The sequence below is a fragment of the Paraburkholderia haematera genome, from assembly GCF_905220975.1.
Taxonomy (GTDB): Bacteria; Pseudomonadota; Gammaproteobacteria; order Burkholderiales; family Burkholderiaceae; genus Paraburkholderia; species Paraburkholderia haematera.
Map to the genome: position 1 here is coordinate 358061 of NZ_CAJNBK010000002.1, position 19988 is coordinate 378048.

Consider the following 19988-nt stretch of genomic DNA (forward strand, 5'->3'; position numbering starts at 1 on the left):
TCGACTGTTATTGAGACAGAGTGTCGGGCAAATTGATCCCGGGAAAGTTTCATTTTGTAACCATTTCCGGGCAATCATCTCAGCTCTTTTGCATCAAAGCGCGCCAGGTGCGGCGCGGCGCCTGATTATTTGCGGGTCCGCGGCAGGTAAGGAGAACAGCGGCCCGGCGGCGGATACGCACCTTTTACCGACGGTTACAAACTGTCAGGTTGAGGAATGCGGTATTTTTCATGCACCGCAAGAAAAACGCCCGGCTTCGTACCGGGCGTTTTTCTGTTGCAAGCGGTTGAGGCGAGCGTCGCGGCGATCAGTCTTCGCGGCGCAGATGCGGGAACAGAATCACGTCGCGAATGCTCGGGCTGTCGGTCAGCATCATCACCAGACGGTCGATGCCGATGCCGCAACCGCCAGCCGGCGGCATGCCGTATTCCAGCGCGCGGATGTAGTCCGCGTCGTAGAACATGGCTTCTTCGTCGCCGGCGTCTTTCTGGTCGACCTGTTTCTTGAAGCGGGCAGCCTGGTCTTCCGGATCGTTCAGCTCCGAGAAACCGTTGGCGATTTCACGGCCCGTGATGAACAGCTCGAAACGCTCGGTGATGCCGGCGACCTTGTCCGACGCGCGCGCCAAAGGCGACACCTCGACCGGGTAATCGATGATGTAAGTCGGCTCCCACAACTGCGACTCGGCGGTCTCTTCGAACAGCGCTAGTTGCAGCGCGCCCACGCCGGCGTTCAGGAACTGCGGCTTCGACGCGTCCACGCCGAACTTCTTCAGTTCGGTGCGCAGGAATGCGTCGTCGCCGAGTTGTGCGTCCGTGTATTGCGGCGCGTACTTCTGGATCGCCTGGCTGATCGTCAAGCGATGGAAGGGCTTGGCCAGATCCAGCTCGCGACCCTGGTAGCTGATCGTGGCGGTGCCGAGCGCGTCGATCGCCGCCTGGCGGATCAACTGTTCGGTGAAATCCATCAACCACGTGTAATCGGTGTACGCCGCGTAGAACTCGATCATCGTGAATTCCGGATTGTGGCGTACCGACACGCCCTCATTGCGGAAGTTACGGTTGATCTCGAACACGCGCTCGAAGCCGCCGACCACGAGGCGCTTCAGATACAGCTCCGGCGCGATGCGCAGGAACATCTGCATATCGAGCGCGTTGTGGTGCGTTTTGAACGGTTTGGCCGCAGCGCCGCCCGGAATCGGGTGCAGCATCGGCGTTTCGACTTCCATGAAGTCGGCATCCGACATGAACTTGCGGATCGACGAAATCGCCTTGGTGCGCGCAACGAAGGTCTTGCGCGTTTCCGGCGTCACGATCAGGTCGACATAGCGCTGGCGGTACTTCGTTTCCTGGTCGGCGAGACCGTGGAACTTGTCCGGCAGCGGCCGCAGCGACTTCGACAGCAAACGCAGTTCGGTGCAACGCACCGAGAGCTCGCCCTTGTTGGTGCGGAACAGCACGCCGCGCGTCGCGACGATGTCACCCATGTCCCACTTCTTGAACGCGTCGTACGTTTCCTGGCCGACGTCGGCGGGCGTGATGAAAAACTGGATCTGACCCGAACCGTCGCGCACGGTCGCAAAGCTCGCCTTGCCCATCACGCGCTTGAGCATCATGCGGCCGGCAATCGCGACTTCGAGCGGATTGGCTTCGAGTGCTTCCTTGTCGGTCTCGGCGTATTGCGATTGCAGATCTTCGGCGTGATGCGTGGGGCGGAAATCGTTCGGATAGGCGACGCCTTGCTCACGCAGTTCGCGCAGCTTCTCGCGGCGCTCGGCCATGATCTTGTTGTCGTCCCCCTCGGGCGCGGCATTAGGCTGGGTCGGTTCGGTCATGATGATTTGGTATTCGGTGGCCCGCATCGGGGTGTCCCACATGCGGGTGGCCAGTCAGTGTAAAAACCTCAGGCAGTAAAAAGATGCGGCGCAGCGATGCGATGCATGCCGCGCCGATTGCGCTTAGACGCCCTGTTTCAGGCTGGCGCTGATGAACGGATCGAGGTCGCCGTCGAGCACGCTCTTGGTATTGCTGATTTCGACGTTGGTGCGCAGATCCTTGATACGGCTGTTGTCCAGCACGTATGAGCGGATCTGATGACCCCAGCCCACATCGGTCTTGCCGGCTTCCAGCTTGTCCTGCTCTTCCTGACGCTTGCGGATTTCCGCTTCGTACAGGCGCGATTTCAACATGGCCATGGCTTCGGCGCGGTTGCGGTGCTGCGAACGGTCGTTCTGGCACTGCACGACGATGCCCGACGGCATGTGCGTGATACGCACCGCGGAGTCGGTCTTGTTGATGTGCTGACCGCCCGCGCCGGACGCGCGGTACGTGTCGATGCGCAGATCGGCCGGATTGACGTCGACTTCGATCGAATCGTCGATTTCCGGATACACGAACACCGACGAGAACGACGTATGGCGACCGCCCGACGAATCGAACGGCGATTTGCGCACGAGGCGGTGTACGCCGGTTTCGGTGCGCAAAAAGCCGTAAGCGTATTCGCCTTCGATCTTGATCGTGGCGTTCTTGATGCCCGCGACGTCGCCGTCGGTCTGTTCCAGCACTTCGGTCTTGAAGCCTTTGCGCTCGCAGTACCGCAGATACTGGCGCAGCAGCATGGAGGCCCAGTCGCACGCCTCGGTGCCGCCGGCGCCGGCCTGAATGTCCAGGAAGGCGTTGTTCGGATCGGCCGGGTTCGCGAACATCCGGCGAAATTCCATGTCGGCGACACGTTGTTCGATGCCTTGCGCGTCGGATTCGCAGGCGACGAGGGTTTCCTCGTCGTCTTCTTCGCGTGCCATGTCGAACAGGTCCTGCGCGTCGCGCAGGTCGTTATCGAGCGACGTGAGTTTGCCGACGACGTCGTCGAGCAGTTTCTTTTCCCGGCCGAGGGCCTGGGCATGCTTCGAGTCGTTCCAGACGTCCGGGTCTTCGAGTTCCCGGTTGACTTCGATTAGACGCAGTGCTTTGTCGTCGTAGTCAAAGATACCCCCGTAGCGAGTCCGCGCGTGTGCGCAGGTCCGCCAGTGAGGCTTCGATCGCGTTGAGACGTTCCGCTTCCATGTCGATCTTTTATAGCTTCGTAAAAAGACGAAATTATAGCCGATCGGCGCCCCGCGCCGGAGGCTCTTCGGCGATCCGGCGCGGGTTTAGGGTTGATTTTGCGGTGATTTTTGGCGCTTGGCGCGCGAAGCGGGCTGGACCCGGGCTGCCGATGAGCCGCTCGCGCGCAGCACATGGGAGCAGCGCGCGCAGCAGCCTGGCAACTGCTTCAGCTTGCCGCGTGCTCGACGATCAATTGCACGCGCGATACGCCATTCCATGTGTCGCTGGCCAGCCGGTAGGCAACGGTGGTGCGGGCTGGCAGCGTGTCGGTATGGTTGAACCAGATCGCGTTGAAACGCTGGCGGCCGCGCACGAGTTGCAGCTTGAGGTGCTTATCCTTCACCAGCGCCTGCGAGGCGATGTCGAATTCGCCGGAAAACACCGGCGCCGGGAAGCCCTGACCCCAAACAGCGGCGTCGAGCATTTCGACGAATTGAGGCGTGAAGTAAGCGTCTTCGAGTTCACCGTCGGTTTCGACCGTGCGCGACAGCGCCTCTTCGGAGAGCCATTCGCGGCCCACCGCCTCGAACGCGGCGGTAAAGCGCGGCACGTCGGCGGCGGCGATCGTCAGGCCCGCGGCCATCGCGTGGCCGCCGAATTTCACGATCAGGCCCGGCTCGCGCTTCGAGATCAGATCGAGCGCGTCACGCAGATGGAAGCCCGAGATCGAACGGCCCGAGCCTTTGACGAGCTGGCCGCTGTCGTCGGCGAGCGCGAAGGTGAACGACGGGCGGTGGAATTTCTCCTTCAACCGTCCGGCGACGATGCCGATCACGCCCTGGTGCCAGCTCGGATTGAACAACGTGATCGTGCTCGAGCCTTCGGGATCGATCGCCGAGAGGTCGTCGAGCGCCTGCTGCTGCATGCCGGCTTCGATTTCGCGGCGTTCGCGATTCATCGTGTCGAGCTGCTGCGCGAGATCCCAGGCGCGGCCGATGTCGTCGGTGGTCAGGCACTCGATTCCGAGCGACATGTCCGACAGGCGGCCGGCCGCGTTCAGGCGCGGTCCGAGCGCGAAACCGAGGTCGAAACCCGAGGCGCTGCGGGCGTCGCGCGCAGCGGCGCGAAAGAGGGCGGCGATGCCCGGCTGCATCTTGCCTTTGCGAATCCGCTGCAGACCTTGCGCGACCAGCACGCGGTTATTGCCGTCGAGCTTGACCACGTCGGCGACCGTGCCGAGCGCGACCAGATCGAGCAGGCCGTCCAGACGCGGCTCGGGGAAGTCGTCGTCGAAGGCGCCGCGGCGGCGCAGTTCCGCGCGCAATGCCAGCAGCACATAAAACATCACGCCGACGCCCGCGATGCACTTGCTCGGGAACGTGCAGCCCGGCTGGTTCGGATTGACAATGGCGCGTGCGGCCGGCAATTCGTCACCGGGGAGGTGGTGATCGGTGACTAGGACGTCGATGCCGAGCGCATTGGCCGCTTCCACACCGTCGACGCTGGCGATGCCGTTATCCACCGTAATCAGCAGCTCCGGCTTGCCCGACGCACTGCGGGCGGCCAGTGCGACGATTTCCGGCGTCAGGCCGTAACCGTACTCAAAGCGGTTCGGCACCAGGTATTCGATCTGGCCACCGAACATGCGCAGTCCGCGCACGGCGACCGCGCAGGCGGTGGCGCCGTCGCAGTCGTAATCGGCGACCACCAGCATGCGGCGCTTGCCCTGAATCGCGTCGGCGAGCAGCGCGGCGGCGTCTTCGCAGCCCTTGAGCGCGGCAGGCGGCACGAGCCGTGCGAGGCCGGTTTCGATTTCATCGGGCATGCACACGCCGCGCGCGGCATACAGACGCGCGAGCACCGGATGCAGGCCGTGGCGGGTAAGGACTTCGGCGTCGACAGGTGAAGCGGCGCGCGTAACGATTCGAGTCATTCGGAAAGGCCGTGGATCATTCGATAAGTCATTCGATAAACAGCGAGGCGAGCACGCGCCGCCGCCAGAATTTGCGCAGGTCGCCGCGCGTGACCGTGAGCGAGACCGAGCCGGTGTCGCCGCACAGCGTCAGGGCGAGTTCGCTTAACTGGCCGGATTGCAGCGCTGCCAGCGCCGGTTCGAACCAGTCGGTTTGCAACGCGGCGAAGGCGTCGTTCCAGCGCGCCCAGTCCTGCTCGATGTAGGGGGCGGAGAAGGGGTCGAGTTCGACCAGGGTGGGGCCGTTGGCATTAACGTTTGCGGATGCGCCGCCAGGCGTGCGCCCCGAAGCGTTGCCTGCAGCGCCGCCCGCACCGCCAGCCGCCGGCAGTGCCGCAAAGGACGCCGGCGGTGCGCCCGTTTCGACGCCGGCGGTGATGGCGAGCCCGCGCGTGGCTGCCGCGTCTGAGAGTACCCGCGCGAACGGGCTCCTGACTGGTTGCGCCGCGCCCTGCGCGTGAAACCAGATCGAGTTGACGGAGGGCAGGCCACGGGCCTCGCGCGCTTCATTGACGGGATGCTCGAACCACGCCATCTGCACTTCGTTCTGCAGCTTCATCCAGGCGCGCGAACGGTCGCCGGAATGCGCCTCGTGCGGCAGCCAGATTTCGATGTTGCGGCCGCTCGCGCGCAATGGCGAAGCCCCCGCCAGCGTGCCGAAGCCGTCTCCCGACAGGTACCAGCGGGTGGGCTTCGGCGCTTCGATTCGCACGCCGAGTTCCTCGATCAAGGGCCGCGCGACCGCCAGCAGCACGCTGGCTTCGTCATCGGACAGGTCGAGCGAGGCCGGATCGATCAGCACCAGATGGTCGTGCGCGATCCGCACGTGGACCGGTTGCACGCAGGCCCACGTGGCGCTGCCGGGCTCGCCGCCGTCGGCGCGCAGCATGTACGGGGCAAGCGGCGCCTCGTCGGCGGCCGCTGCGCTGCCCGGCAGCGCGCCGAACTGGCGCGCTACCCAGCGCTCGTGCGGCAGCGTGCGCTGAAAATCTTCGCCCACCACCCGTTCGACCAGCGTCGCGCGGGCGATCAGCCGGTCGAGGGCTGGACTCTGGATGTCGTGCAGGGCGGTGGAAGCGTCCGCTGCGGCAGGCAGCGCGAAGGGCAGGAGAAGATGAAGGCGGTTGGCGTGCATGATGCTGCGCATTGTAGGGCAAAGAGTGCGAGTATTCAGACCATATCGGCGGATCCAGGCACAGCAGCCGAGCCCCGCCGATGGCAGCAGCCGAGCGCGGCGGTACCGCGCCCATGATGAGGAAGACCGACATGTCGCGTGAACTGAAAACCGAGCAGGAATTGCTGGCACTGGTCGTGAAAGCGCTCGACGCCAATCCGGTCACGGCCGGCTGGATTCCGACCGGATTCCACGAGACCGTCGAGGACGAGGCCGGCTGCAACTGGGATATCAGCCATCTGCACCGCGACCGTAAGGACGCGGACGTGCGCGAAGTAGCGACCAGCGAGGCGGCCGGGATCATCAATGGTCTGAGAAGCCGCTACAACCTGCGGTAGGGCGCGGGGGCCCGTGCGCTATGCCTTTCTCGCGAGTCCGCGGCATTGTATGGCAAACTTCGCGCTTGATTGACGGCAGTGGCGGCCATGACGGGGGCCGGCTTCGGTGGCGCGGGGGTTTGCCGGCAGCCCCGGAATGTCATACCGGAACCATCCGGGTTGCCGCGACACCAATGATCACGATGCTCAGGCCGCATGACAGGCGCGACAGTTGCAAGTTGCCGCCGTCATGCGCGGCAAAAGGCCAGCAGCAGACGAAGAACGCAGAAAAGGATTCGCTTGAAATTTCCCTACGAATGGCAGATTGGCTGGCGCTACACCCGCGCCGGCAAACGCACGACCGGTAACGGCTTTATTTCCTTCATCGCGCTCGTGTCGATGTCGGGCATCGCGCTTGGCGTCGCGGCGCTGATCGTCGTGTTGTCCGTGATGAACGGTTTCCAGAAAGAGGTGCGCGACCGGATGTTGTCGGTGCTCGCGCACGTCGAAATATTTTCACCGACCGGTTCGATGCCCAACTGGCAATTGACCGCCCAGGAAGCGCGCCAGAACAAGGAAGTGATCGGCGCCGCGCCGTATGTCGACGCGCAGGCGCTGCTCACGCGCCAGGGCGCGGTCAGCGGCGTGGCGCTGCGCGGTGTCGAACCGTCGCTCGAGCCTGAAGTGTCCGATATCGGTAAGGAAATGAAGGGCGGCAAGCTGACCGACCTCGTGCCGGGCGATTTCGGCATTGTGCTGGGTGCGGACCTCGCGACCAATCTCGGCGTCATGGTCAATGACAAGATCACCCTGGTCGCGCCCGAAGGCACCATCACGCCCGCCGGCATGCTGCCGCGGCTGAAACAGTTCACGGTGGTGGGCATCTTCGAGTCGGGGCATTACGAATACGACAGCACGCTCGCACTGATCAACATCAAGGACGCGCAGGCGCTGTTCCGGCTGCCCGCGCCGACCGGCGTGCGGCTGCGCCTGACCGACATGCAGCGGGCGCCGGAGGTCGCGCATCAGCTGGCGCGCAGCCTCTCCGGCGATTTGTACATCCGCGACTGGACCCAGCAGAACAAGACCTGGTTCTCGGCGGTGCAGATCGAAAAACGCATGATGTTCATCATCCTCACGCTGATCATCGCGGTGGCGGCGTTCAATCTGGTGTCGTCGCTCGTCATGACGGTGACCAACAAGCAGGCTGACATCGCGATTCTGCGCACGCTCGGGGCGCAGCCCGGCTCGATCATGAAGATTTTCGTCGTGCAGGGCGTGACGATCGGCTTTATCGGCACGGCGACGGGCGTCGCGCTTGGCTGCCTGATCGCGTGGAGCATTCCGTGGCTCGTGCCGATGATCGAGCATCTGCTCGGCGTGCAGTTCCTGCCGCCGTCCGTGTATTTCATCAGCGAATTGCCGTCCGAACTGATTCCCGCCGACGTGGCGCGGATCGGCGTCATCGCGTTTGCGATGTCGGCGCTGGCGACCCTTTATCCGAGCTGGCGTGGTGCGAAAGTCCGTCCTGCGGAGGCACTGCGCTATGAATGACCGTTCCGTTAGCGTATCCATGGCTTCTGAAGACACCGCGCTGCATCCCTATGTGCTGGAAGCAACCGGCATTTCGAAGTCATTCGTGCAGGGCGGCCTCAATGTGCAGGTGCTCAACAACGCGCAACTGAACGTGCGGCGCGGCGAAAAGCTGGCGATCGTCGGCGCGTCGGGTTCCGGCAAGAGCACGCTGTTGCACGTGCTCGGCGGCCTCGACGATCCGAGTGCCGGTCATGTCTCAGTCATGGGCAAGCCTTTTACGAAGCTCTCTGAGCGCGAACGTAACGACCTGCGCAATCGCGCGCTCGGTTTCGTGTACCAGTTCCATCATCTGCTTCCGGAATTCACCGCGCTCGACAATGTCGCGATGCCGCTGCGGATTCGCCGCATGACGACCGAAGCCGCACGGCGCGAGGCGCTCGCGGTGCTGGAGCGCGTCGGCATGGGGCATCGGGCGAAGCATCGTCCGGGTGAGCTGTCGGGCGGCGAGCGTCAGCGCGTGGCCATCGCGCGGGCGCTGGTGACCAAGCCCGCCTGCGTACTCGCCGACGAACCCACCGGCAATCTCGACGGCGGCACCGCCGACACGGTGTTCAACCTGATGCTCGAACTGTCGCAAACGCTCGACACCAGCTTCGTGATCGTCACGCACGATCCGGAACTGGCCGGACGTTGCGACCGGATCATGCGGCTGCGCGACGGCGTCTTGCACGAAGAGCCGCCCGTGCCGGTTTAATCACCGCGCGGACCGTGAGCGATGCTCTGTCATTGCTCTGCGATTGCTCTGCCGATAACGAGGCGCGCCATGTGGATCGATACGCACTGTCATCTCGACGCTTCCGAATTCGACGCCGATCGCGATGAAGTCGCCGATGCGGCGCGTCGAGCCGGGGTAGGGCGTATCGTGATTCCCGCGATCGGCCGCGAGAACTTCACGGCGGTGCGTGAACTCGCGCACCGCATCGACGGTGGCGCGTATGCGCTCGGCATCCATCCCCTCTTCACGCCGGGGGCGCAGGAGCGCGATCTCGACCTCCTGCGCATGGAAATCGAGGCAAGTCTGGGCGATCCGCTCTTCGTCGGTATCGGCGAGATCGGCCTCGATTATTTCGTCGAAGGTCTCGACGATGCGCGCCAGCAGTTTTTCTACAACGGTCAACTGCAACTGGCGCGCGAATTCGATCTGCCGGTGATTTGCCACGTGCGCAAATCGCAGGATCAGGTGATCAAAGGGCTGCGGCGGCATCAGATCCATCGCGGCATCGCCCACGCTTTCAACGGCAGTTTCCAGCAGGCTCAGGCGTATATCGACCAGGGCATGCATCTCGGTTTCGGCGGCAATCTGACCTTTGAGCGGGCGCGGCAAATCCGCCGCCTTGCCGAGCAATTGCCGTTCGAGGCGCTGGTCGTCGAGACTGATGCGCCGGACATCGCCCCTTCCTGGATGTACAAGCAGCGCAACGCTCCGGAGCAGATTCCGGGCATTGGCGCGGGTCTCGCACAACTGCGCGGCATGACCGCCGACGAAGCCGCCCTAGGCACAACGGCTAACGCGCTCGCCGCGCTGCCGCGGCTCGCACTTTCCTCTGCATAATTGAACGCGATGGTTTGAGTGGTTCGCGCCGGGCGGAACACATGCCCGGCGGGCTTGCTGACGCCTGTTCGCTGTGCGTTGCACCGTCCGGCGATGGCGGGGCGGAACGGGAGGAAGGGGCGGAGGGTGGATGCGGGCATGGTGGTGCGGGTTTGCGTTGGGTGTGATCTGGCTGCAGCGGCAGGCGGCGTTGCCGGATTGGGGCGGGTGGTGTGGGCTGGTGCTGCTCGGGTGCGCCGCGATTCTTGTAGCGGCGTGGGGAGTGCGGCGCGGTGCTCGATGCGAGAGGGACGGCGGTTCTCCGGGCGAAAGCGGCGGTGCTTCGGGCGAATGGCGCAGCGGTGCGCGGGATGAGCTGCGCAGTGGCACTTCGGATGCCGTGTGCGGCGGTGCTTCGATAGTCGCGGACGCGCGTGCGTTAGCTGTAATTTCGCGCATGTGCCGGACCTTGTTTAGCGTACGCGTGCGCTCATACATCGGCTGGGGCGCGGTGTGGATCGCGGCCTTATGTACGGGTTTTGGCTATGCCGCATGGCGCGCTGAAACCCGGCTCGCGGTGAGCCTGCCGACCGCTTGGGAAGGGCGCGATATCGACGTCGTCGGCAGCATCAAAGGTCTGCCGTCACGCGACGACAAGGGCGCGCGCTTTCGCTTCGAAGTCGAGTCGGCGGATGCGCCGATCGCCGCTTTTCCGCGCGTGATTCAACTGTCGTGGATTGCCGAAGATGCGCCGCCGCCGTTGCTCGAACCGGGCGCGCGCTGGCGTCTGACCGTGCGGCTCAAACGCCCGCATGGCAATGCGAACTTCGGCGTGCGAGATGCCGAGGCCAGTTTGCTGGCGCGCAATGTGCGCGCTACCGGTTATGTGAGTGCCCAGGCGCACGCGTCGCGTCTGCCTGGCAACGCGCGTGGCATAAGCGTGACGGTCGATCGCTGGCGTGCGGCGCTGCGTGCGCGCATCGGCACGGTGCTCGCCGATGCACCGCACCGGGGGATTGTGGTGGCTCTCGCCATCGGCGCGCAGGACGAAGTCAGCGCGGCCGACTGGCTGCTGATGCGTGGCACGGGCACAAGTCATCTGGTTGCGATTTCGGGCTTGCATATTGGTTTTGTCGCGGGCCTTGCGGCATGGCTCGCCGGTACGGTTTGGCGGCACTCGGGGTTCATCGGTCGAAACTGGCCGCTGCTGCTGCCCGCGCAGGTCGTCGCGGTGACGGGCGGCGCGCTGTTCGCGGGGCTGCATGCGGCGTTGGCCGGGTTCAACGTGCCAGCCCAGCGCGCGCTATGGATGGCGGGTGTGGTGGCGCTCGCGTTTATCGCCGGGCGCAACGTCCCGCGATCGGTGGTGCTGGCGTGGGCGTTGGGGGTAGTGCTGCTGATCGATCCGTGGGCAGTGGTGTCCGCTGGATTCTGGCTGTCGTTCTGCGCGGTCGCGGCGATTCTGTTCGCAACGTCGGGACGGCCTCGTGTGCAGGACCATGAGCAGCGCCGCGACGAAGAAGCCGCAGGTGGTGGGGCGCCGGCAAGGCTCTCGCGCCTGTGGTCCGGCCTGCAGCGTCGTGTCCGCGCTTTTGGTGAACGCCTGCGCAGCGCCGCGCATGTGCAGTTCGCGGTGACCGTCGCGCTGGCCCCGCTTACCGTCTACTGGTTCGCGCAGATTCCGTTGATTGGCCCGCTTGCGAACGCCTTCGCGATTCCGTGGGTGAGTCTGCTGGTGACGCCGGCGGTATTGGCGGGCGTCGCGTTGCCGGCGCCATTCGATGCCTACGCCTTTCGCGCCGCGCACACCTTGCTCGACTTGCTGGCCGCGGGCCTGCAGAGGCTGTCCGGTCCGGCATGGACCCTCTGGCGGCTGCCGCAGCCGGACGCGTGGACGTTCGCCGCGGCGGCAGTCGGCGTTCTCTGGTGTCTGGCGCCGCGTGGCTGGCCGCTGCGCTGGGCCGCACCGTTCACCTGGTTGCCGCTGCTGATGCCGGCGCCACCCGGGCCGCCTCATGGCAGTTTCCGTCTAACGGCGCTGGATATCGGGCAAGGCACCTCGGTGCTGGTCGAAACGGCGCATCACACGCTGCTTTTCGACGCCGGACCGGGGCCGGAATCGACGCATGCGGGAGAGCGGGTTGTCGTGCCGTTTTTGCAGGCGCGCGGTGTCACGGCGCTCGATACGCTGATCATCAGCCACGCCGATTCCGACCATTCGGGCGGCGCGCCCGCGGTGCTGGACGCGATCGAGGTGCGTCAAATGGTGGCGGCATTGGCGCCTGCGAATCCGCTGTGGTCGAACGCCAGGCAACGCGGCGCGCAGACGCTGCCCTGTGCGGCCGGGCAGCGCTGGCAGTGGGACGGCGTCGAATTCACGATGCTCTGGCCGGACGCCGGGCCGCTGCAAGGCAAGCCGAATGCGCATTGCTGCGTGTTGCGCGTGAGTGCGATTCCTGCTGCGGTGAAGTTGCCCGCCGCGGCGAGCCAGCCTGGCGGAGAGGACCCGCTTGCAGCGGAAAGTCCGCCTTCTGCGACAAGCCTGTCGACAGGACAGGTTCACACGGCGCCCATCCGCGTGGCGGCCTTGTTGGCGGCAGACATAGAAGCGTCGGTCGAACGCATCCTGCTCGCGCGCGATCGCGACGCGTTGCGCGCCCAGGTGCTGGTCGTGCCGCACCATGGCAGCAAGACCTCGTCGACCGAGCCGTTCCTCGACTCTATCGACCCGCTCATCGCACTATTTCAGGTAGGCTATCGCAACCGATTTCATCATCCGAATGCGGGTGTGTTCGAGCGTTACAAGGCGCGGCACATCGAGCTTGCACGCAGCGATACGGACGGCGCGGTGCGGGTCGATGTCAATCCGGATGTCGGCCCAGCTCTCAACCCGGGCACCGGGCCCGCCGGAAGTACCGGAACCAGCGCGGGAGTGGACCCGGGAAGCGCCCCGGGGCTGAATGGTGCCGCGCTGACGCTCGAACGCTATCGCGACTCGCAGCACCGCTACTGGATGGATCGCTGATGGATCGCCGCCCGCACAGATAGAACAAATGCGCCGCCGGGCTCGGGGCTTGCGCGAAATGTCAGGCCCGAAGCCCGCACGCGAATACAAAACGGAGAGAGCCGCAGTTGAAAAACGTCATCCACTTCTCGCATGCGAACGGGTTCCCGGCGTCGACCTACCGGACGATCTTTGCCGAACTCGCCGACGACTACGAACTGCGTTCGATCGAGCGCATCGGTCACGACGCGCGTTATCCGGTCACGCAGGACTGGCCGCATCTGGTTGATCAATTGCTCGACGACGTGGGCCGGTCGTACGAACAGCCGGTGTGGCTGGTTGGCCATTCGCTCGGCGGCTATCTGTCGCTGATGGCAGCGCTGAAAAAGCCGCAGTGGGTGAGGGGCGTGGTGATGCTCGATTCGCCCGTGATCGCCGGTTGGCGCAGCAGCATGCTGCGGGTGTCGCAATGGACCGGGCTCGACGAACGGCTCTCGCCGGCGGCCGCCACCCGCACGCGCCGCACGCAGTGGGCCAGCCGCGACGAGGCGTGGCGGCACTTTCATTCGAAGCCTGCATTCGCGCGTTGGGACGAACGCATGCTGTCCGATTACATCGATTTCGGCATTCCGCAGAGCGCACCCGACGGCGGCCGCTCGCTCGCTTTCGACCGGCGCACCGAGTATCAGATCTATAAGACCTTGCCGCATACACTTGGGCCCCGCCTTGCGCGCGGCACACCGGTGCCGGTGGGGTTCATTGCCGGCACGCATTCAAAGGAGGTGCGCCAGGCGGGGCTGGACGCCACCCGCCGCGCGACAGGCGGTCATCTGGAATGGATCGAAGGCAGCCATCTGTATCCGATGGAAAAACCGCTCGAAACCGCGCGCGCGGTGCAGCGGATGTTGCGCGAACTGGAGCGGCCGGCCTAGGGCCATGCGCGACACGGCGCGCCTGTTCAACGGCACGGCAGCCTGCTTGTAAGAGATGCCGCGAGGGGTTCCGCGTAAGGTGCCGCGCCGGCCGTGGTGGCGGCGCGGCCCGCTCATGCGGTTGGCCAGCGCCGCAAAAAACGGTGCGTGATCGGCGAACGGCGGTTGCCATCGCCATGGCACACTTTTGTACCGATGTCGCCAGGAATTCGCTGGGTTGAGACCCTGCTTTACGGTATAATCCGTTTTTCCCGCGAGCATCCAGCGATGACCAAATATGTTTTCGTCACCGGCGGCGTAGTATCTTCCCTCGGCAAGGGTATTGCCGCCGCTTCCCTCGCCGCGATCCTCGAATCGCGCGGTCTTAAAGTCACCCTCCTCAAGCTCGATCCCTACATCAACGTCGACCCCGGCACGATGAGTCCGTTTCAACACGGCGAAGTGTTCGTAACGGAAGACGGAGCGGAGACTGACCTCGACCTCGGCCACTATGAGCGCTTCATCAGCACGAAGATGCGCAAGGCCAATAACTTCACCACGGGCCAGATTTACGAATCGGTGATCCGCAAGGAACGCCGCGGCGATTATCTCGGCAAGACGGTGCAGGTCATCCCGCACATCACCAACGAAATCCAGGCGTTCATCGAACGCGGCGCGGCTTCCGCGACGTGCGGTGAGCCGGACGTCGCCATTGTCGAAGTGGGCGGCACCGTGGGCGATATCGAATCGCTGCCGTTCCTCGAGGCCGCGCGGCAGATGAGCCTGCGCATGGGCCGCAACAGCGCGTGCTTCGTGCACCTCACGCTGGTGCCGTGGGTCGCCACTGCAGGCGAGCTGAAAACCAAGCCTACCCAGCACAGCGTGCAGAAGCTGCGTGAAATCGGTATCTCGCCGCACGTGCTGCTGTGCCGCGCCGACCGCCGCATTCCGGACGACGAGCGCGCGAAGATTTCGATGTTCTCGAACGTGCCCGAAGACGCGGTGATTTCCGTGTGGGACGCCGACAGCATCTACAAGATTCCGCAGATGCTGCACGACCAGGGTCTGGACGCGATCATCTGCGAAGAGCTCAAGCTCACGCCGCAGCCGGCCGATCTGTCGATGTGGTCGAGCCTCGTCGAAAAACTCGAGCATCCGAAGCACGAAGTCACGATCGGCATGGTCGGCAAGTATGTCGATCTGACCGAGTCGTACAAGTCGCTGATCGAAGCGCTGCGCCATGCGTCGATGCATACGGCGACCCGTGTCAACATCGAGTACATCGATTCGGAAGAGATCGAGACACAGGGCGTCGAGAGCCTCAAGCATCTGGATGCCGTGCTCGTGCCGGGTGGCTTCGGCCGTCGCGGCACCGAAGGCAAGATCGCCGCGATCCGCTATGCACGCGAAGCGAAGGTGCCGTATCTCGGCATCTGCCTCGGCATGCAACTCGCCGTGATCGAATTCGCCCGCGACGTGGTCGGCCTGAAGGGTGCGAACAGCACCGAGTTCGATCAGGAAACCGAAAATCGCGTGGTCGCACTGATCACCGAGTGGTACGACCGTGAAGGCAAGGTCGAGAAGCGCACCGAAGAATCGGATCTGGGCGGCACGATGCGTCTCGGCTCGCAACGTTGCCCGATCAAGCCCGGCACCATGGCCGAAGAGATCTATGGCAAGGATGTGAACGAACGCCATCGTCACCGTTATGAAGTCAATAACCGCTTCGTGCCCCAACTCGAAGCCGGTGGCCTTATCATCAGCGCCCGTACCCCGAGTGAAGATCTGCCGGAAATGATGGAATTGCCGCGCAGCATGCACCCGTGGTTTGTCGGCGTGCAGTTCCACCCGGAATTCACGTCCACGCCGCGTGATGGGCATCCGCTGTTCAAGTCGTTCGTCGAAGCGGCGCTCGCGCATCAGCAGCCGCGCGTGGCGAAGGAAGTCGGGGAGAAAGCATGAAACTGGGCGATTTCGAAATCGGGCTCGACAAGCCGTTTTTCCTGATCGCGGGCACCTGTGTCGTCGAATCGGAACAGATGACGATCGACACGGCGGGCCGGCTGAAGGAAATCTGCGCGAAGCTGAACATTCCGTTCATCTACAAATCGTCGTACGACAAGGCCAACCGCAGCAGCGGCAAGTCGTTCCGCGGTCTGGGCATGGACGAAGGTTTGCGCATCCTGTCGGAAGTGAAGCGTCAGCTCGGCTTGCCGGTGCTGACCGACGTCCACGCCGAGCACGAGATCGAGCAGGTTGCGTCGGTGGTCGACGTCCTGCAAACGCCTGCTTTCCTGTGCCGTCAAACGGACTTCATTCACGCATGCGCGCGTTCGGGCAAACCGGTCAACATCAAGAAAGGCCAGTTTCTCGCGCCGCACGACATGAAGAATGTGATCGACAAGGCGCGTGATGCGGCGCGTGAGGCGGGTCTCTCGGAAGACCGCTTCATGGCGTGCGAACGCGGCGTGTCGTTCGGCTATAACAACCTCGTGTCGGACATGCGATCGCTTGCGATCATGCGCGAAACCAACGCGCCGATCGTGTTCGACGCCACCCACTCGGTGCAGTTGCCGGGCGGGCAGGGCACGAGCTCGGGCGGTCAGCGCGAATTCGTGCCGGTGCTGGCGCGTGCCGCGGTTGCCGTCGGCGTGTCGGGTCTCTTCATGGAAACCCATCCGAATCCTGCGGAAGCCAAGTCGGACGGCCCGAACGCGGTGCCGTTGCATCGCATGGCCGATCTGCTCGAAACGCTTGTTACGCTCGATCAGGCCGTCAAGCGCGCGCCGTTCCTCGAAAGCGATTTCAACTGATTCAGGTGTTCGCGGCGTGTCACGATTGGCCGGCATAATCGGCTCAGTCGGCATGCGGCGAATGCACGCAATGGTCGTCGAAAGCATCAGGGTGCGCAGTGTGCTGGGGAGACCATGCTTTGCATGGGACCGGAGTAAGCGTTAAAGCGCTAACTCCGGATCGACACAGTGTCCCGGTGCAGTTTCACAGTAGAGAATTCAACGTCATTTCTTGAGGAAACCATGAGTGCTATCGTAGATATCATCGGTCGAGAGATTCTCGATTCGCGAGGCAACCCCACCGTCGAATGCGACGTGCTGCTCGAGTCGGGCACGATGGGCCGCGCCGCGGTCCCGTCGGGTGCATCGACGGGCTCGCGCGAAGCGATCGAACTGCGCGACGGCGAAGCCGGCCGTTACGGCGGCAAGGGCGTGCTGAAGGCTGTCGAGCACATCAACACCGAAATCTCCGAAGCGATCATGGGCCTCGACGCTTCCGAGCAGGCCTTCCTCGACAAGACCCTGCTGGAACTCGACGGCACCGACAACAAGTCGCGCCTCGGCGCCAACGCGATGCTGGCCGTTTCGATGGCCGTCGCGAAGGCCGCTGCTGAAGAAGCCGGCCTGCCGCTGTACCGCTACTTCGGCGGTTCGGGCGCAATGCAACTGCCGGTGCCGATGATGAACATCGTCAACGGTGGCGCGCACGCCAACAACAGCCTGGACATCCAGGAATTCATGATCGTGCCGGTGAGCCAGCCGACCTTCCGCGAAGCACTGCGCTGTGGCGCTGAAGTGTTCCACGCGCTGAAGAAGATCCTGAGCGACCGCGGCATGAGCACGGCCGTGGGCGACGAAGGTGGTTTCGCGCCGAACTTCGGCAGCAACGACGAATGCCTGTCGACCATCCTGCAAGCCATCGAAAAGGCAGGCTACCGCGCCGGTGAAGACGTGCTGCTGGCACTCGACTGCGCAGCGAGCGAGTTCTACCACGACGGCAAGTACCAGTTGGCTGGCGAAGGCCTGCAACTGTCGTCGACGGAATTCGCCGACTACCTGGCGAACCTGGCCGACAAGTTCCCGATCGTCTCGATCGAAGACGGCATGCACGAAAGCGACTGGGCAGGCTGGAAGACGCTGACCGACAAGCTCGGCAAGAAGGTGCAACTGGTGGGCGACGACCTGTTCGTGACCAACACGCGCATCCTGAAGGAAGGCATCGAGAAGGGCATCGCCAACTCGATCCTGATCAAAATCAACCAGATCGGTACGCTGACGGAAACCTTCGCGGCGATCGAAATGGCGAAGCGTGCCGGCTACACGGCTGTGATCTCGCACCGCTCGGGCGAAACCGAAGATTCAACGATTGCGGACATCGCAGTCGGCCTGAACGCCGGTCAGATCAAGACGGGTTCGCTCTCGCGTTCGGACCGCATCTCGAAGTACAACCAGTTGCTGCGCATCGAAGAAGACCTCGGTGATATCGCCAGCTATCCGGGCAAGTCGGCGTTCTACAATCTGCGCTAATGGCTTGTCTGCTAGCGCCGACCGATGAGCCGGTTATCCTTCGTTTCTGATTGACCCCGCCGCCCTGCGTATAGCGCAGGGCGGCGTGTATTTATTGTGCTTACTTCATGCGGCTTGTCACTGCTGTCCTGATCGTTCTACTGGCGCTGATCCAGTACCCGCTCTGGTGGGGGCACGGCGGCTGGTTGCGCGTGCACGAGTTGCAGCAGCAACTGGCGCAGCAACTTCAAAAGAACACTGATTCGAAGCTGCGCAACGAGCGTATTCAGGGCGAAGTCCAGGATTTGCAGAGCGGTACGGCCGCGGTGGAAGAGCGCGCGCGTTACGAAATGGGCATGGTGAAGGACAGCGAAGTGTTCGTACAGTTCGTGGCGCCGAATGCCCCGTTGCCGAATGCGAATACGCCGTCGGTTACCACGTCTACCCGTGGTGAGATGTCGGCGGCGCCGCTACACGTGGTGCCGAATCCGGAGTCGCGCGCGAAGCCGGATCGCAAGCATGGCGGTAAGGCGGTCAAAGACAAGAAGGCCACGCACTGAGCGTAGTCATAGTCAGGCGGGCTGAGTCCGCTTCGACTTACCAGCCCCAGTACGGCGAATAACCTACGCCGACACCCGTACCCCAGCCGTGCCCCCAACCGCCGCCGTAATAGCTGCCGTAGACACTGACAGGCGGCGAGTAATAGCGTGAATACGCTTGAGCCGCGTTCTCGGCGGCAATAGCCTGATTCTGATCGGACAGCACCTGACGGTCGATCGCATCATAGCGTTCGCGTTCTTCCGGCGTGAGCGGCCGGGCGGTGCTGGCCATGCCCGACTGGTCGGCCGGAAGGCGGCTATAAATCGGCGACGGGCCCGGCGGGTCCATCACGCAGCCCGTAAGCGCAGCGCCGCCAACGATGACTGTCAGCACGGTGAACGCGCGCATGCAATGCGTCAGCGAAGTAGGGATGTTCATTGTGGTCTCCACCAGTCGGATACCTAAGCAAAACATGCGCAGCGCGCAGCGCCAATGATCCAACGCAACGATCGACGATAACGCCCGCCCGAGCCCTGAAAAGGCAGCGGGCGACGCGTCATTTACTGCTTTGACAAGCGCCCCGATGAGCCGCTGCCAGACCGCTTCAGTGCCGCTGCTCAGCTGCCGGCGATACCCCTTGTGAGAGCGCGTCGGCGACAAAAAGTTGCGCCACGTCGACCGGATCGAACTCGTACCGTTGATTGCAGAATTCGCAATGAATTTCGACGTGACCGCGCTCTTCGATCACGCCATCCACTTCCTCGCGACCTAGCATCTTCAGCATGGCGCCGACTTTTTCGCGCGAACAGCTGCATTCGAAGCGCGCCGTGGCCGGTTCGAAATGCTGCACATTTTCCTGCCAGAACAGACGGCGGAAAATCGTTGCTGGTTCTTCCTTCAGCAGCTCGTCTTGCGACATCGTGCCGCCAAGTGTGCAGACGCGCTCCCACGTATCCACATCCAGATCGCCCGGATGCGGAACAATGCCGCCGTCGCCCGGCAGCTTCTGCAGCAGCATGCCGACTGCGCGCTCGGTGTTCGCCGCGAGCCACAGGCGCGTGTCGAGCTGCTCCGAGTGATGCATGTAGTGCTCAAGCACTTCGGACATCGACTTGAGCGGACCGTCCACACCCGACAACGGTACGATACTTTGATACGGTTGCTGGCCGGGCTGCTTCTCGCGCGGGTCGAGCGTGATCACGCAACGGCCATGGCCGCTCGCGTTGACCAGTTCGATCATGGAGGCGGTGTCGTCGATCGTGCTGCCGGCTTCGCCCGAAAGCTTGGCGGTGGCGCGCATTGAGAGGTCGGAGCTGCACTGCACCACCAGCATCTTGGCCGGTCCGTCGCCGAAAATCTGCATGACGAGCGTGCCGTCGAACTTGAGATTCGCCGAAAGCAGTGCGCATGCGGCCATCATCTCGCCGAGAATTGTTCGTACGGGGGCCGGATAGTCCCGGCGCGTCAGCACTTCCTGCCACGTATTGCGCAGCGAAACGATCTCGCCGCGCACGGGCGCCGCGCTGAACATGAATTTTTGCAACTGGTCGCTCACAACTTTTCCTCGGTCGAATGGCGCAGCCTGGGGCTGCGCCGTGCGC

16 protein-coding genes are annotated in these 19988 nt (G+C 63.7%); 10 read left to right on the forward strand and 6 right to left on the reverse strand.

Translation table 11 applies throughout. The features are described 5' to 3' along the window. Nucleotides 1-307: 307 nt before the first annotated feature. The 4 genes from lysS to KHO23_RS05990 form a co-directional block, all read right to left on the reverse strand. Entirely contained in the window at nt 308-1834 is a 1527-nt protein-coding gene (gene lysS, locus KHO23_RS05975) for a lysine--tRNA ligase (RefSeq protein ID WP_211610111.1), read from the reverse strand. A 123-nt stretch (nt 1835-1957) separates the two neighbouring features. Continuing rightward, nucleotides 1958-3062, reverse strand: a protein-coding gene (prfB, locus tag KHO23_RS05980; protein WP_211610112.1) for a peptide chain release factor 2 whose coding sequence is annotated in 2 segments (ribosomal slippage) — nt 1958-2980 and nt 2982-3062 — 1104 coding nt in all. Because the reading frame shifts where the segments join, the coding sequence is not laid out codon by codon here. Nucleotides 3063-3270: 208 nt separating this feature from the next. Then, nucleotides 3271-4977, reverse strand: a complete 1707-nt coding sequence (recJ, locus tag KHO23_RS05985) for a single-stranded-DNA-specific exonuclease RecJ (protein ID WP_211610113.1) — start codon at nt 4975-4977, stop codon at nt 3271-3273. Between the two features lie 28 nt (nt 4978-5005). After that, a complete protein-coding gene (locus tag KHO23_RS05990; RefSeq protein ID WP_211610114.1) occupies nt 5006-6163 on the reverse strand; it encodes a regulator in 1158 nt (385 codons plus the stop codon). A gap of 68 nt (nt 6164-6231) precedes the next feature. On the opposite strand from KHO23_RS05990, the gene KHO23_RS05995 reads away from it, so the two are divergent. The 10 genes from KHO23_RS05995 (at nt 6232) to ftsB (ending at nt 18407) form a co-directional block, all read left to right on the forward strand. Then, nucleotides 6232-6528: a hypothetical protein gene (locus tag KHO23_RS05995; RefSeq protein WP_211610115.1), complete on the forward strand. Its 297-nt coding sequence runs from the start codon at nt 6232-6234 to the stop codon at nt 6526-6528. 279 nt (nt 6529-6807) lie between these two features. Beyond that, nucleotides 6808-8061, forward strand: a complete 1254-nt coding sequence (locus KHO23_RS06000; RefSeq protein ID WP_211610116.1) for a lipoprotein-releasing ABC transporter permease subunit — start codon at nt 6808-6810, stop codon at nt 8059-8061. Further along, nucleotides 8054-8797, forward strand: coding sequence for a lipoprotein-releasing ABC transporter ATP-binding protein LolD (gene lolD / locus KHO23_RS06005; protein WP_211610117.1), 744 nt, complete (start codon nt 8054-8056; stop codon nt 8795-8797). Before KHO23_RS06000 ends, lolD begins: the two co-directional genes overlap by 8 nt. A gap of 69 nt (nt 8798-8866) precedes the next feature. Next, nucleotides 8867-9655 carry a TatD family hydrolase gene (locus KHO23_RS06010; RefSeq protein ID WP_211610118.1) on the forward strand — a complete coding sequence of 263 codons (789 nt, stop codon included), beginning with the start codon at nt 8867-8869 and terminating at the stop codon, nt 9653-9655. Nucleotides 9656-9785: 130 nt separating this feature from the next. Next, nucleotides 9786-12659, forward strand: coding sequence for a DNA internalization-related competence protein ComEC/Rec2 (locus tag KHO23_RS06015; RefSeq protein ID WP_211610119.1), 2874 nt, complete (start codon nt 9786-9788; stop codon nt 12657-12659). 107 nt (nt 12660-12766) lie between these two features. After that, a complete protein-coding gene (locus tag KHO23_RS06020) occupies nt 12767-13570 on the forward strand; it encodes an alpha/beta fold hydrolase (protein ID WP_211610120.1) in 804 nt (267 codons plus the stop codon). Between the two features lie 267 nt (nt 13571-13837). Then, the gene (locus KHO23_RS06025) at nt 13838-15511 is read left to right on the forward strand and encodes a CTP synthase (protein WP_211610121.1); all 1674 of its coding nucleotides are present in this window, start codon (nt 13838-13840) and stop codon (nt 15509-15511) included. Next, nucleotides 15508-16362, forward strand: coding sequence for a 3-deoxy-8-phosphooctulonate synthase (gene kdsA, locus KHO23_RS06030; protein WP_211610122.1), 855 nt, complete (start codon nt 15508-15510; stop codon nt 16360-16362). Before KHO23_RS06025 ends, kdsA begins: the two co-directional genes overlap by 4 nt. A gap of 222 nt (nt 16363-16584) precedes the next feature. Continuing rightward, nucleotides 16585-17868: a phosphopyruvate hydratase gene (gene eno / locus KHO23_RS06035; protein ID WP_042322785.1), complete on the forward strand. Its 1284-nt coding sequence runs from the start codon at nt 16585-16587 to the stop codon at nt 17866-17868. Nucleotides 17869-17975: 107 nt separating this feature from the next. Continuing rightward, nucleotides 17976-18407 carry a cell division protein FtsB gene (gene ftsB / locus KHO23_RS06040; RefSeq protein ID WP_211610123.1) on the forward strand — a complete coding sequence of 144 codons (432 nt, stop codon included), beginning with the start codon at nt 17976-17978 and terminating at the stop codon, nt 18405-18407. 37 nt (nt 18408-18444) lie between these two features. Here the strand turns inward: ftsB and KHO23_RS06045 are convergent, their stop codons facing one another. Next, nucleotides 18445-18825, reverse strand: coding sequence for a hypothetical protein (locus tag KHO23_RS06045; RefSeq protein ID WP_211610124.1), 381 nt, complete (start codon nt 18823-18825; stop codon nt 18445-18447). A gap of 166 nt (nt 18826-18991) precedes the next feature. After that, entirely contained in the window at nt 18992-19942 is a 951-nt protein-coding gene (gene hslO / locus KHO23_RS06050; RefSeq protein ID WP_211610125.1) for an Hsp33 family molecular chaperone HslO, read from the reverse strand. Nucleotides 19943-19988: the final 46 nt, after the last annotated feature.

Coding starts and splice junctions, on each gene's coding strand:
- KHO23_RS06010 (WP_211610118.1), top strand. CDS start 8,867: ATGTGGATCGATACGCACTGTCATCTCGACGCTTCCGAATTCGACGCC.
- KHO23_RS06025 (WP_211610121.1), top strand. CDS start 13,838: ATGACCAAATATGTTTTCGTCACCGGCGGCGTAGTATCTTCCCTCGGC.
- lysS (WP_211610111.1), bottom strand. CDS start 1,834: ATGACCGAACCGACCCAGCCTAATGCCGCGCCCGAGGGGGACGACAAC.
- ftsB (WP_211610123.1), top strand. CDS start 17,976: ATGCGGCTTGTCACTGCTGTCCTGATCGTTCTACTGGCGCTGATCCAG.
- lolD (WP_211610117.1), top strand. CDS start 8,054: ATGAATGACCGTTCCGTTAGCGTATCCATGGCTTCTGAAGACACCGCG.
- eno (WP_042322785.1), top strand. CDS start 16,585: ATGAGTGCTATCGTAGATATCATCGGTCGAGAGATTCTCGATTCGCGA.
- KHO23_RS05995 (WP_211610115.1), top strand. CDS start 6,232: ATGGCAGCAGCCGAGCGCGGCGGTACCGCGCCCATGATGAGGAAGACC.
- recJ (WP_211610113.1), bottom strand. CDS start 4,977: ATGACTCGAATCGTTACGCGCGCCGCTTCACCTGTCGACGCCGAAGTC.
- KHO23_RS06015 (WP_211610119.1), top strand. CDS start 9,786: ATGCGGGCATGGTGGTGCGGGTTTGCGTTGGGTGTGATCTGGCTGCAG.
- KHO23_RS05990 (WP_211610114.1), bottom strand. CDS start 6,163: ATGCGCAGCATCATGCACGCCAACCGCCTTCATCTTCTCCTGCCCTTC.
- KHO23_RS06045 (WP_211610124.1), bottom strand. CDS start 18,825: ATGAACATCCCTACTTCGCTGACGCATTGCATGCGCGCGTTCACCGTG.
- kdsA (WP_211610122.1), top strand. CDS start 15,508: ATGAAACTGGGCGATTTCGAAATCGGGCTCGACAAGCCGTTTTTCCTG.